Annotated in this window: 9 protein-coding genes; 4 read left to right on the forward strand and 5 right to left on the reverse strand. The window is 65.6% G+C overall.

Annotation, left to right across the window (positions count from 1 at the left end; translation table 11 throughout):
* Window positions 1–10 precede the first annotated feature (10 nt).
* From PKA57_RS05150 to PKA57_RS05165, 4 genes are all read right to left on the reverse strand, one after another.
* Window positions 11–580, reverse strand: coding sequence for an ActR/PrrA/RegA family redox response regulator transcription factor (locus PKA57_RS05150; protein ID WP_324298190.1), 570 nt, complete (start codon window positions 578–580; stop codon window positions 11–13).
* A 213-nt stretch (window positions 581–793) separates the two neighbouring features.
* On the reverse strand, window positions 794–2200 hold the full coding sequence (locus PKA57_RS05155; protein ID WP_324298192.1) for an ActS/PrrB/RegB family redox-sensitive histidine kinase: 1407 nt from the start codon (window positions 2198–2200) through the stop codon (window positions 794–796).
* A 100-nt stretch (window positions 2201–2300) separates the two neighbouring features.
* Window positions 2301–3233, reverse strand: a complete 933-nt coding sequence (locus tag PKA57_RS05160) for an MBL fold metallo-hydrolase (RefSeq protein WP_324298194.1) — start codon at window positions 3231–3233, stop codon at window positions 2301–2303.
* Between the two features lie 334 nt (window positions 3234–3567).
* Window positions 3568–4215 carry an ankyrin repeat domain-containing protein gene (locus PKA57_RS05165; protein ID WP_324298196.1) on the reverse strand — a complete coding sequence of 216 codons (648 nt, stop codon included), beginning with the start codon at window positions 4213–4215 and terminating at the stop codon, window positions 3568–3570.
* Between the two features lie 257 nt (window positions 4216–4472).
* On the opposite strand from PKA57_RS05165, the gene PKA57_RS05170 reads away from it, so the two are divergent.
* The 4 genes from PKA57_RS05170 to PKA57_RS05185 all read left to right on the forward strand — a co-directional run bounded on the left by PKA57_RS05170 (window position 4473) and on the right by PKA57_RS05185 (window position 9640).
* Complete coding sequence (locus PKA57_RS05170) at window positions 4473–5111, forward strand: SCO family protein (RefSeq protein WP_324298198.1); 639 nt, start codon at window positions 4473–4475, stop codon at window positions 5109–5111.
* A 396-nt stretch (window positions 5112–5507) separates the two neighbouring features.
* Window positions 5508–7202, forward strand: coding sequence for a 2-isopropylmalate synthase (gene leuA / locus PKA57_RS05175; RefSeq protein WP_324298200.1), 1695 nt, complete (start codon window positions 5508–5510; stop codon window positions 7200–7202).
* A 177-nt stretch (window positions 7203–7379) separates the two neighbouring features.
* Window positions 7380–8660, forward strand: coding sequence for a polyhydroxyalkanoate depolymerase (gene phaZ / locus PKA57_RS05180; protein WP_324298203.1), 1281 nt, complete (start codon window positions 7380–7382; stop codon window positions 8658–8660).
* Window positions 8661–8836: 176 nt separating this feature from the next.
* Window positions 8837–9640, forward strand: a complete 804-nt coding sequence (locus PKA57_RS05185) for a SprT family zinc-dependent metalloprotease (RefSeq protein ID WP_324298205.1) — start codon at window positions 8837–8839, stop codon at window positions 9638–9640.
* A gap of 13 nt (window positions 9641–9653) precedes the next feature.
* On the opposite strand, the gene PKA57_RS05190 is transcribed toward PKA57_RS05185, so the two are convergent.
* Window positions 9654–11978: a penicillin-binding protein 1A gene (locus tag PKA57_RS05190; protein WP_324298207.1), complete on the reverse strand. Its 2325-nt coding sequence runs from the start codon at window positions 11976–11978 to the stop codon at window positions 9654–9656.
* Between the last annotated feature and the right edge of the window lie 198 nt (window positions 11979–12176).

Consider the following 12176-nt stretch of genomic DNA (forward strand, 5'->3'; position numbering starts at 1 on the left):
GAGAGCGCGCCTATTTCGGCGCGCGCTTGGCGAGGATGCGCTGAAGCGTGCGGCGATGCATGTTGAGGCGGCGCGCGGTCTCGGAAACGTTGCGGTCGCAAAGCTCGTAGACACGCTGGATATGCTCCCAGCGCACGCGATCGGCCGACATCGGATTTTCCGGCGGCGTCGCCTTTTCGCCGCCCCGCGCGAGAAGCGCATCCTCGATCGCGTCGGCATCGGAAGGTTTCGCAAGATAGTCGATGGCGCCGAGCTTCACGGCGGCGACGGCCGTCGCGATATTGCCATAGCCCGTCAGCACCACGATGCGCGCCTCGGGCCGGGCCTCCTGAATGGCGGCCACGACATCGAGCCCGTTGCCATCTTCGAGCCGGAGATCGATCACGGCGAAGGCGGGCTTCCTCGCGCGCGCAAGCTCCTTGCCTTCGCGGATCGTGCCAGCCGACATCACCTCGAAGCCGCGCTGCTCCATAGCGCGGGCGAGCCTCGTCAGGAACGGCGCGTCGTCATCGACGAGAAGAAGCGTCCGGTCATCGGGGATGAAAGGCGCGGCGGCCTGATCTTCTGCCTTCTCTGCCATTTTCTCTTCGCTCGCCTTCCTTCGCGTTCCACGGCCTCATGCCGCTTCCTGTCATGGCGATTTTAGGACGATTGGCCGCAGAGGGCCAACTCCGGGAAACCCCCTAGAACATTTCCCGTTCCGACGGCGTCAAAACGGATGCTCCGGCCTCTCGATCGGTCGCGATTCCGAACGGCTCCGGCGCGGAAACGCTTCGGTCGAAACCCGAAGCGCTCACGCCGGCATCGGGAAGGCCGATTCTGCCTCGATCGCCTCGCGCGGCCAAACCACGGTGACAACGGCGCCCTGCGTCCCATCGTCGCGATTGGCGATGCCGACACGGGCACGGCTGCGTTCCAGAAGCGTCTTGGCAATGAAGAAGCCAAGCCCGAGGCCCTCATGCTCGCTTCCGGGCTCGCCGCCCCTTCCCATGCGCGGCGCGCGCGGCCGCGTGGTCACATAGGGCTCTCCCAGCCGCTCGATCACCTCAGGCGCGAAGCCCGACCCGTCATCGGCGATCGAGATGGCGATGGTCTTGCGGTCGTAGCGGACGGAGAGCGTGACCTCGGAGCGGGCAAAGTCGGCGGCATTCTCGATGAAGTTGCCAAGACCGTAGAGGATTTCGGGACGGCGCCAGATCAGCGGCTCGTCGGCATCCGCGTCGCCCTTCGCAACCGAGACGGTGAAGCGCACATCCATGTCGCGATGGGGCGCGATGATCTCGTCGAGCAGCACATGAAGCGGCAGGCGCGAATAGATGGCGTCCTCGCTTTTCGGCTCGCGCGAAAGGCGCGAGAGAATGTCCTTGCAGCGCTCGGCCTGGCTTCGCAGAAGCTCGAGGTCCTCCTTCATGTCCGCGGGGTCGATGCCGCCACGCTGAAGTTCCTTGGCGACGAGCGAGATGGTGCCGAGCGGCGTGCCAAGCTCGTGGGCGGCGGCGGCGGCCAGACCGTCGAGCGCGGACAGGCGCTGGGCGCGCGCGAGCACGAATTGCGTCGCCGCCAGCGCCGCCGACATGCGCCGCGATTCCTGCGAGATCCGCCAGGCATAGGCCGCCATGAAGCAAAGGCCGAGCGTGATCGCGATCCAGATGCCGAGCACATAGAGCGGCGGCATGGCGAAGGGCTCGCCCTGCACCCAGGGCAGCGGCATGTGGAAAAAGGCGAGCAGCGTCACATAGACGATGGAAAGCGCCAGAAGCAGGATCGTGCTTCTGAGCGAGAGCGTCGTCGCGGAAATGGTGACAGGCGCCATGAAGAGCAGCGCGAAGGGATTTTCGAGGCCGCCGGTCAGGAAGAGCAGGACGGCGAGCTGCATCAGGTCGATGGCGAAATAGGCCGCGGCCTGCCAGTCCGGCAGGCGGATCGTGGTGCGGTAGCGCAGCGTCAGAAAAACATTGAGCCAGGCGGAGGCGGCGATGGCGGCAAGGCAGAGGCCGAGAGGCAGCGGAAAGCCGAGCCCCAGATTGACGATGAGCACGGCGAGAAGCTGGCCGGCAAGAGCAAGCCAGCGCAGGAGCACCAGCGTCTGCAGGCGCACCCGGCCCGCATCGTCGCTGATGCTGAGCGTGGCGGCATTGCCGCCGGCGAGAAACCGGCGCCTCAGCCAGTGCATGCTTCCATGATCCTCGACAATGGCCATGCCAGTGCGGTCCCCTGCTCGTTTGCGATGGGCAAGTCTAGCGCGAACGGAGCGCCCTCTCACCTGTGCAAGACAACGCAGAGCCTGTTCGGTGCCGGGCCTATTCGTTGGAGGGCCAGCCCTTGAGCGGGCGCGTCTCGCCGATCGCCATGATCCAGAGATCGTTCGGGGCGATGCCCTGTTCGGCGCCCGCCTTGAGGAAGCGTTCCGGCGGCTCGAAGGGCGGCTCGACGGTGAGGAGGACGGTTCCCCAATGCATGCCGACGAGGCGGCGGGCGCGCAGATCGAGCCCCATCTGGACCGCCTCCTCGGGATTGGCGTGGGAGGCTTTCATCATCACGCGGGGCTCATAGGCGCCGATGCCGAGAAGCGCGGTATCGAAGGGCCCGTATTGCGCGCCAAGTTCCTTGAAGACGGGCCCATAGCCCGAATCCCCGCCGAAGAAGAGATTGTGATCCTTGCTCCTGAGCGCGAAGCCCGCCCAGAGCGTGCGGTTGGTGTCGAAGCCCGAGCGGCGCGACCAATGGACGACGGGAAGCGCCGTCACGGTCACCCCCTTCACCTTGTGGCTCTCATGCCAGTCGAGTTCGACGACATTGGGAAAGCCGCGCTCGTGGAAGAAGGATGCGAGCCTGAGCGGCACGACGACGGTCATATGCGCCTTGTCGGGCAGGCGGGCGAGAGCGCGCTCGTCGAGATGGTCGTAGTGATTGTGGCTGACCACGAGGAGGTCGATGCGCGGCAGCGCCGACATGGGGATGCCGCATTTGACGAAGCGTCGCGGGCCGAGGCCGGCGGGCCCCGCATAGCTCGTCAGATAGGGATCGGTGAGCACATTGAGCCCGCCGATGCGGATGAGGAAGGCGGCATGTCCGAGCCAGGTGAGGAAGTCGCCGGGCTCTGCCGCATGTTCGCCGAGCGAACGCACGGCCTCGGCGCGCGGCAGCACGTGACCCTCCGGCACATCCACCTTGCGCATGCCGATCTTCAGCATCTCGTAGAAGAAGGGCCCGGCATGTTTGAGCCTGCCCATGCTCCGCTTCGGGCTTCCCTTCGGATTGCGGAAGGTGCCATCGGGCAGATGATGAAAGGGCCGCCCCTGAGCGGCTTCACCCTCCGGGGGTTTCTGCCGCCCCCTCTTCGCGGCTCCCCTTTTCACGGCGACCTTGAGGCGGGGAGGCAGTTTGTCGGATATGTCCATCTTGCCTGAGTGCAATCCGCCGTGGCCCGGGCCGCCCTGTTGCACATTCGCGCCCGGCGCTTGGCTTTCGGCATGTTTCGGTGGGGAACGTCCACGACGCTCCGCTTCCTGCCCTGAAAGATAGGAGCGGAAGCGCCGCCGGGAAAGGGGGCGGCGGACGCCGCCCTCAGTTCGCGCCCGCCTTGCGGAGCACGGTGGCGATATCGTCGAAGTGGTGCTCCTCGGCGAAATCGAGCGCGGTGCGGCCGGTAATGTCCGTATCCTCGATGTCGGCCTTGCGGGCGATCAGCACCAGCACGACATTGGTGCGATGCGCGCGCGTTGCGATCATGAGCGGCGTGTCGTTGTTCTCGGCCGTCTGATTGGGATCGGCGCCCGCATCGAGCAGCACGGTCGCGATGTCGGCCCGGCCCGTCTGGGCGGCGACCGAAAGCGCGGTCCGCCCGTCCCTGGCGCGCAGTGCCGGCTTCGCGCCATTGTCGAGCAGATATTTGACGGCCTCGAGATGGCCGCCCGCAGTGGCCTCGATGATCGCCGGCACCTTGCCGAGCCCGGTGTCGTTGGGCGAGAGCCCGCGCATGATCGCCCGGCGGATACCCTGCACGTCGCCGCTTCGCGCCGCCTCGACCATCTCGGTGTCGGGAAGCTGCATGTTCTGACCCGGCGTCGTATCGGCAGCAGCATGCGCGGCTCCGGCGGGCCAGAGAAGGCACGAAAGAGCAAGAAGAGAGGCGGCGGCAAAGGCAGCACGGACAGGGCTCCCGCGCCGCAGGGCCGATGCGGACCCCTCCTTGCGTGTCAATTCGTCGCTCATCCCGTTCCTCCCGTCGCCCACACTCCCATGCCGCCGGGCCATCTTCGCCCGTGACGCGCACAGAATAACCACAGAACGGCGCATTGGAACCCTTGGGTGGTCCGGTGCCGGCATCATGCGAGCCGTCATCCCTGTCGCGCGACCCCCCGCGGCTTTGCGCATCGCGCCCCGCTGTGGTTAAACCGTGTTCAAGGACAATCCCGTCGTCCCGGGCCCGGCTTGCGATCGATCGGCCGGCCGCGATCGAAGGAGTTCAAATGACGCGCAATCGTCTGATCATCATCGTCGCCGCGCTCGCGCTTGCCGCCATCATCGCGCTGGCGCTCGGGCCCAGCGGCGGCCTTGTCAGCAAGGGGCCATCCGGCGAGGGCGGCGCAGAGGTGCAGACGAGCGGCGAAGCGAAGGTCGGCGGCCCGTTCACCCTTGTCGATCAGACGGGCAAGGCCGTCACCGATGCCGATTTCCGCGGCAAATACATGCTGATCTATTTCGGCTTCACCTTCTGCCCCGATGTCTGCCCGACCGAATTGCAGGTGATGTCGGGCGCGCTGGAAAAACTCGCCGACAAGGCCGCAAACGTGCAGCCCGTCTTCATCACCGTCGATCCGGAGCGCGACACGCCCGAAATCCTCTCGAAATATGTCCGGCAGTTCGATCCGCGCCTGATCGGCCTCACCGGATCGCCCGAGCAGATCGCCGCCGTCGCCAAGGAGTACCGGGTCTATTACGGAAAGGTGAAGGAGGAGGCCGAGGACGGCCAGTCGCATGCCGACGACTATACGGTCGATCACTCCTCGATCGTCTATCTCATGGGGCCGGACGGCAAGTTCCTGACCTTCTTCCCGCCCGGCACGAGCCCGGAGCAGATGGCGGAGAAGATCGCCTCATTTCTCTGAGGACCTCTGACGGCGCTCCAGGCGCCGCGCACGGGAGACCACCCAGGTTTCCACGGGCGCGACTTGACGAATGGCCCTCCCCGCCCCTATTTTCCGTCCATGGACAGGAAACGGCCCGCAGCGCTCGCACTTACCGGCGCGCTCCTTCTGGAGCACGGGCTTCTCTGCGCCTGAGCGCAGAACACAGAACGATCTCACCCATAGTTTCCGATATTCCGTCCGATGCGCCAGCGAGCGAGCCTCGCTTGTGCAAGACCTTCAGCGGTCCGTCATGAAAACGAATTTCAGCTTGCGACTTATCTCCGACTGCCGGACCTTGCGCCCGTGGCAGTCCGGCAGTCCCGTGTTTCAACGACACGTCTCCGCCACATCCTTCGCCTTTCCATGGAGACAGACATGATGTTGAAGAACCCTGCCGAGAAATATCGCGCCTTTCCGCCGATCGATCTGCCCGATCGCCGCTGGCCCAATAACGTCATCACCAGGCCGCCGATCTGGATGAGCACCGATCTGCGCGACGGCAATCAGGCCCTCTTCGAGCCCATGAACGCCGACCGCAAGTTGCGCATGTTCGAGATGCTGGTCCGGATCGGGTTCAAGCATATCGAGGCGGGCTTTCCGGCCGCCTCCGAAACCGATTTCGGCTTCATCCGCAAGCTGATCGAGGAGAACAAGGCACCGGGCGACGTGCATATCGAGGTGCTGACCCAGGCGCGGCCCGAACTCATCGAGCGCACCTTCGAGGCGCTCAAGGGCGCGAAGAACGCCATTCTCCATTTCTACAATGCGACGGCGCCGAACTTCCGCGAGATCGTCTTCAATCAGGGCAAGCAGGGCGTGAAGGCGATCGCGACCGAAAGCGCGCGCCAGATCAAGGAACTCGCGGCCGGACAGCCGGAAACCAACTGGACGTTCCAGTACAGCCCCGAGGTCTTCTCGGGCACCGAACTCGACTTCGCCAAGGAAGTCGTCGATGCGGTGACCGAGGTGTGGGACGCGAACCCCGAGCGCAAGGTCATCATCAATCTGCCGGCGACCGTCGAGATGGCGACGCCCAACATCTATGCCGACCAGATCGAATGGATGCACCGGAACCTGAAGCGCCGCGACGGCATCATCATCTCCGTCCATCCGCATAACGACCGCGGCACGGCGGTGGCGGCGACGGAACTCGCCGTCATGGCGGGCGCCGACCGGGTCGAGGGCTGCCTCTTCGGCCATGGCGAGCGCACGGGCAATGTCGATCTCGTCACTCTGGCGCTGAACCTCTACAGCCAGGGCATCGATCCCGGCCTCGACTTCTCGCAGATCAACGAGATCGCGCGCACGGTCGAATATTGCACGCAGCTGCCCATTCATCCGCGCCATCCCTATGTGGGCGACCTCGTCTTCACGGCCTTTTCGGGCTCGCATCAGGACGCGATCAAGAAGGGCTTCGCCGCGCGAAAGGAAGGCGACATCTGGGAAGTGCCCTATCTGCCGATCGACCCGGCCGATGTCGGGCGCACCTATGAATCGATCATTCGCGTCAACAGCCAGTCGGGCAAGGGCGGCATCTCCTATCTTCTGGAGACGGAGTATGGCCTCGCCCTGCCGCGCCGGTTGCAGGTGGAATTCTCGGCCGCCGTCCAGAAGGTGACGGACGACACCGGCAAGGAAGTGTCCGCGGCGGAGATCTACGGCATTTTCGAGAAGGAATATCTGACCGCGAAGGAGCCGCTCGAATATCTGGGCCATACGCTCTTCGACGAGGGCGGCCAGCAGGGCGTCAGGCTCCGCATCCGCCGCTTCGGCGTCGAGGAAACCGTGACCGGCCTCGGCAACGGGCCGATCGACGCGCTGATGCAGGCGCTCGCCGTGCCGGTGCTCGTGCGCCAGTATGAGGAGCGCTCGATCGGACAGGGCGCGGACGCCAAGGCCGTCGCCTATGTCGAGGTGGCGGAAAACGGCGTGCCGGGCGACATTTTCGGCGTCGGCATCGACCCCAACATCATCACCGCCTCCTTCAAGGCGGTGATCAGCGGCGCGAACCGCGTGGCCAGGCGCTATTCGTCCGATGAGCAGAAGCAGCGCTTCGCGGGCAAGGCCTGAGCCCCGAAAAGGATCGAGACGAGGAGGTCCGGGTCGGGCCTCCTCGTCATCTCTACAAAAATGCCAATGATTACAAAGACTTGAAACCACGCAAGAATTGCCTGGCTGCCCGCCCGGCGGAGCCCTATATTATGCTGCATCGCACCATTCGCGGGGCGGGTCGAAAGCAGGTGTTTGGTGCTCTATCAGTTTTATGAACTCAATCATGCGGCCATGATGCCGTTGCGCGTGGCGGCCGAGTTCAATCTCTGGGCCCTTCGCCATCCTCTCAATCCCTTCACCGAGACGCCCGGCGCCAAGTCATGGGCGGCCGCGCTCGAAGTTTTCGAGAATGTGACGCGGCGTTACGGCAAGCCGAAATTCGGCCTCGACGAAACCGAGATCGACGGCCGCGCCGTGCCCGTGGTCGAGCGCATCGTCTGGGAGCGCTCCTTCGGCCGCGTCATCCATTTCGAACGCGAGCCTTCCGCCGTCAGGGGCCTTGCCCAGCCGAAGCTTCTCATCGTCGCGCCCATGTCGGGCCATTACGCGACGCTTCTGCGCGGCACGGTCGAGGCGATGCTGCCTCATTGCGAGGTCTACATCACCGACTGGGCGGATGCGCGCATGGTGCCGCTGGCGCTCGGCCGCTTCGACCTCAACGACTATATCGATTATGTGATCGAGATGTGCCGGGCCCTCGGCCCCGACCTTCATGTGCTCGCGGTCTGCCAGCCTTCGGTGCCGGTCTTCGCCGCCGTCGCGCTCATGAACGAGGACAAGGACCCGGCAAGCCCCCTCAGCATGACGCTGATGGGCGGCCCGATCGACACGCGCGAAAGCCCGACCGAAGTGAACCGGCTGGCGACCGAACGCGGGACGGAATGGTACGAGCGCCACGTCATTACCACCGTGCCCTTCCCCTATCCGGGCGTCATGCGGCGGGTCTATCCCGGCTTCGTCCAGCTTTCGGGCTTCATGGCGATGAACCTCGACCGGCACATGGACGCGCATTGGGACTTTTTCGACCATCTCGTCAAAGGCGATGGCGAGAGCGCCCAGAAGCACCGGGAGTTCTATGACGAATATCTCTCCGTCATGGACATGACGGCTGAGTTCTATCTGCAGACCGTGGACGAGGTCTTCGTCCGCCACCTTCTGCCCAAGGGCGAGTTCATGCATCGCGGCAGGCCCGTCCGTCCGCAGGCCATCACGCGGACGGCGCTCATGACGGTGGAGGGCGAGAAGGACGACATTTCAGGCGTCGGCCAGACCAGGGCCGCCCACAAGCTCGCAAGCGCGCTTGCCCCCTCGATGCGCGATCACTGGGAGCAACCGGGCGCCGGGCATTATGGCGTCTTCAACGGCTCGCGCTGGCGCGAGGAGATCGCGCCTCGCGTCCGCGCCTTCATGGACCGCCACGGAGCGCAATCCGCGCCAAGGACGAAGGCCGCCGGGCGCGGCCAGCGGCGGAAGTGACGCCCCGCATCAAATAGGTTTCGGCATCCCCACGATGCCCCGCGAAGACGGCGCAAATTCGTGGCATGCTTGATCATGATTCGGCTCTATGCGTTTCGCGTCGTTCGAGGCAATCCTGGCTCGCGCAGGCCGCCATCGGCGGCGCTCAGTCGACTGGTGAAAGAGTTCGCCACCCCATGCCCAAATCCGCCAAGGCGGCTTCGCTGCATATCGACTATCTCGACATAGACGGACGCAAGGTGCCCGTCACCGCCCGACATAATCCGCGCGCGCGGCGCATCATCGTGCGCGTCGATCTGGCGGCGGGCTCCGTCGAGGTCACATCGCCATCGAGACGCAACATGGCGCAGGCCCTTCTCTTCGCGCATGAGCAGCGCGACTGGATCGCCGAGCGTCTCGAACAGGTGCCCCCGCCCGTTCCCTTCAAGAACGGCGCGCATATTCCCTTTCGCGGCAAGGAACATCTGATCCGCCATATCGGCGCCAGGCGCGCGGAGGCGCTGGGCGTCGGCGAGAGCGTGCGCGGTCCGGTCTGGCGCGTGCGCGCCGCGGAAACGGGCGGCCTGCCGGAGATCCGCGTGACCGGCCATCCGGCCTTCGTGCAGCGCCGCGTCGGCGACTGGCTCAAGGCGCAGGCCCGTCTCGAACTCAACGAAAAGGCGCTCGCCTATGCGGATACCTTCGGTGTCCGTCCCTCGCGCATCACCATGCGCGACCAGACGAGCCGCTGGGGATCGTGCTCGACCTCGCGCGCGCTTTCCTTTTCGTGGCGCCTCATCATGGCGCCGCCGCATGTGCTCGAATATGTCGCCGCGCATGAGGTCGCGCATCTGCGCTACATGAACCACGGGCCGCGTTTCTGGGCGCTCGTCGCGGAAGCCTTCCCCAATTACGAACCGGCGAAGAACTGGCTCGAGGTCAACGGGCCGAGCCTCCATCGCTATGGCGCGGGACCCTATCTCGACATCGCGGCGGACTGACGCGCGCTGCCTCTCAGCGATTGTCGTTCGGGTGTCCGGGCGCAAGCGCCGAGGGCGGCTCGTTGCTCGAGGACGCGCCGAACAGCCGCTCGAAGAAGCCCGGCTCCTCCCAGTCGCGCCTGCGGTTCGGATCGGCTTCGCCCTGATCGCCGGCCGGCGCCTGCTGCGGCTCCTCGGCTTGCGCCACGCCCCGGTTCGGCGGATAGGCGCCGGGAATGTCGGCGACCGGCAGGCCCGTCTGTGTACGGACCATGAAATCATGCCAGATGGTGGCGGGCAGGCTGCCTCCCGTCACCTTCTTCATGGGCGCGCGATTGTCGTTGCCGACCCACACGCCGACCACGAGATCGGCCGTGTAGCCGACGAACCAGGCATCGCGGAAATCCTGGCTGGTGCCGGTCTTGCCTGCGGTGGGCCGGTCGGAGAGCGCCGCCTTGCGGCCGGTGCCGTCTATCATCACGCCCCGCAGCATGTAGTTCATCTCGCCCAGAACCTCGTCGTTCATCACCCGGCCGAGGCCCGAGCCCGAGCGGCGATAGAGCTCGTCGCCATCGCGCGAGTGAACCTCGTCGATGCCATGCGGAATGACGCCATAACCGCCATTGGCGAAGGCGGCATAAACACCGGTGAGCTCCAGCAGGTTCACATCGCAGGTGCCGAGCGCGAGCGAGAGATTGGCCGGCAGCGTCGCCTGAATGCCGAGGCGATGGGCGGCGCGGATGACGTTTCGCACGCCCACCTCCTGCGCCACCTGAACGGCGACGGTGTTGACCGATTCCGCCAGCGCGCGGCGCAGGCTCATCGGCCCGTCGAATCGGCCGGAATAGTTCGACGGCGCCCAGTTGCCATATCTGACGGGCCTGTCGATGCGCATGGTTTCAGGCGTGAGCCCATGCTCCATCGCCGCCAGATAGACGACCGGCTTGAAGGCGGAGCCGGGCTGACGCTGAGCCTGCACGGCGCGGTTGAACTGGCTCTGCGCATAGGAGCGGCCGCCGACCATGGCGCGCACCGCGCCGTCCGGCGTCATGGCGACGAGAGCGGCCTGTGTGGCACCGACCTTGGCGCCGGTTTCGGCAAGCGCCCTGGCCACCACTTCCTCCGCGACGCGCTGCATGGCGGGGTCGATGGTGGTGCGGACAACGAGATCCGTATTGGGCTCGCCCGCGAAACCGGGAAGCGCATCCGCGATCCAGTCGACGAAGTAATTGATCGAGCCCGAACTCGAATAGCCCTCGAGCGTCGCGGGACGGGCATTGGCCTCGCGCGCCATCTCGGGCGTGATGTAGCCCGCATTGACCATGTTGCTGAGAACGATGGATGCGCGGCGGCGCGCGAGATCGATGTCGTTGGTCGGCGAATAATGCGAGGGCGCCTTGAGAAGCCCAGCAAGCATGGCCGCTTCCGAAAGGGTGAGGTTGCGCGCCGCCTTCTTGAAGTAGCGCTCCGACGCGCCTTCGATGCCATAGGCGCCGCCGCCGAAATAGACGCGATTGAGATAGAGCGTCAGGATCTGCTCTTTCGAGTAGCGGGCCTCGAGCCAGATCGCGAGCAGCATCTCCCGGATCTTGCGGTGAATCGTGCGATCGGGCTTCAGAAAGACGTTCTTGGCCAATTGCTGGGTGATGGTCGAGCCGCCCTGCACGACGGTGCCCGCGCGAAAGTTCTCGTAGAGGGCGCGCGCAAGGCCGATCGGATCGACGCCGAAATGCCAGTAGAAGCGCTGATCCTCCGTCGCGATGACGGCCTCGGGCACGTAGGAAGGCAGATCGGAAAGCGCGACGCGCCCGCCAAGCAGGTCGCCGCGATGGCTTAGCGCCTCGCCATTGGCAGCGACGATGGAGAGGGAGGGCGTGTGGGCGACGTCATAGAGGCCGGATGTGTCCGGCAGCGACATCGCATAATAGAAAAGAAGCCCGCCGACGCCGATCGCGCCCCAGAGTCCGAGGATGAGCACCCAGTAGAACAGGCCGCGCATGAGGCGCATGCCGCCCCAACGCTTGCGCGCCCGAGGCTGCGAAGCGGCCTGACGGGAACTCTTGCGCCCATCCGCCAGCGCGGAGAGCATGGGCACCGAACGGGCGCTCGCATCGGCGCGGAGAACGATCCCCTTCGCCCCGCCCTTTGCTCGCGACGATTTCCTGGCGGGCTTTGATTTTTCCTTGGGCGGGCGCTCCTTCGCGGCCTTGCCGGGCGGAACGCGCGGGCTCTCCCGGTTGGCATCGACGCCGATGCGCACGGAGCCGAGCCCCGGCACATAGCGCAGCATCCAGTCGCCCGGCCCCTCGCCCCGGCCCCTGCCGCCGCCCGCTCCACGCCTTTCCTTGTGCGATGCCATATCCGCCTTGCGTAAAGCCTGCCGAGCCGGGCTCCGGGGTCTGATTTGCGGTGTCAAAATAGCAGCCCGTCGGGCCCGCCGCCAAACGCCGCCGGCGGCGCCCGCGACATGAAACAAAATCATGGTCGAATCAGGGCGTGCCGCCCCGACCTACCGCGCCCCTGCCACAAAGCGCGGCAAATGCAAGCGGGGCGAGGG

Origin of the sequence: Parvibaculum sp., assembly GCF_035325945.1 — a bacterium.
GTDB lineage: Bacteria > Pseudomonadota > Alphaproteobacteria > Parvibaculales > Parvibaculaceae > Parvibaculum.